The following is a 1,159-nucleotide window of genomic DNA, read 5'->3' as shown; positions in this document are numbered from 1 at the left end:
CCGCCCGCCTCATGCATGGTCGATCGCGCTGTCTTGATGCGCGCGACTTGGGCCAACAATCTCGGGGAGGTGCGGTTTTACCTGCCATTTCAGGCTGCAATCGCTTGCAAATTCCCATTCTTCCCGCTCACCGGACGCACCTTCCCTTTCATCGCCAATAGGCGCTTGCGCGCCATCCACAGGTTGGACAGCGCGAACAGCACGTTCAGTTGCCCCGCGTTCTTCGTCAGCCCGCGGTAGCGCACTTTCGTATGGCCGAACTGGCGCTTGACCACCCGGAACGGGTGCTCCACCTTCGAGCGCACCTTCGCCTTCAAGTGCTCGATCCAGCCGGTCAGATCCTTCAGTTCACCCTCCGGCAGCGCCTTGACCGTGCTGCGTCGCTGGGCGATGTGCCAGGCGACCTGGCTGCCCTTCAATTCCTCGCGCTTGTCCGCACCGGTATAGCCTGCATCAGCAAATACCATCGCTTCACGGCCGTGCAGCAGCTGACCGGTTTGGGTCACATCGGCCACGTTCGCCGCCGTGGCCACCACCGTGTGCACCAGGCCCGATTCCATGTCCACGCCGATGTGCGCCTTCATCCCGAAGAACCACTGGTTGCCCTTCTTGGTCTGATGCATCTCGGGGTCGCGCGTGCCGCTGCCGTTCTTGGTCGAACTGGGCGCATCGATGATCGTGGCATCCACGATCGTGCCCTGGCGCAGCAGCAGACCCTTGCCGCGCAAATGCCTGTTCACCGCGTCCAGCAGCTTGACCGCCAGGCTGTGTCGTTCCAGAAGGTGGCGAAAGTTGAGGATCGTGGTCTCGTCGGGAATCGCCTCCAGCAGCGACAGCCGGGCGAACTGGCGCATCGAGGCGATCTCGTACAGGGCCTCCTCCATCGCCGGGTCGCTCAGCGCATACCACTGCTGCAGCAGGTGGATGCGCAGCATCGTCTCCATCGCGTACGGGTGCCGGCCACGGCCGGCCTTCGGGTAGTGCGGCTCGATCAGCGCCAGCAGTGCCTTCCACGGCACCACCTGCTCCATCTCGGCCAGGAACACTTCCCGCCGGGTTTGCTTGCGCTTGCCGGCATGCTCGGCGTCGGAGAAGCTCAGCTGCGTCATCGATTGAAGCCTTGAACCAGATACGGATAGTGTCGCCGATCAGGGGGGGC

Annotated in this window: 1 protein-coding gene; it reads right to left on the bottom strand. The window is 63.5% G+C overall.

The annotated features are described in order from the left end of the window. Positions 1–89 precede the first annotated feature (89 nt). Positions 90–1,109 carry an IS5 family transposase gene (locus N5D20_RS24645; RefSeq protein ID WP_279915265.1) on the bottom strand — a complete coding sequence of 340 codons (1,020 nt, stop codon included), beginning with the start codon at positions 1,107–1,109 and terminating at the stop codon, positions 90–92. Between the last annotated feature and the right edge of the window lie 50 nt (positions 1,110–1,159).

The sequence above is a fragment of the Stenotrophomonas sp. GD03877 genome (assembly GCF_029840555.1).
GTDB classification, from domain to species: domain Bacteria; phylum Pseudomonadota; class Gammaproteobacteria; order Xanthomonadales; family Xanthomonadaceae; genus Stenotrophomonas; species Stenotrophomonas geniculata.
The sequence above is the reverse complement of the archived record's forward strand: the minus strand, read 5'-3'. Positions and strand labels throughout refer to the sequence as shown.

What these genes read in the sequence shown, in the direction of transcription:
- N5D20_RS24645 (WP_279915265.1), bottom strand. Translation starts at nt 1,109, where the DNA reads ATGACGCAGCTGAGCTTCTCCGACGCCGAGCATGCCGGCAAGCGCAAG.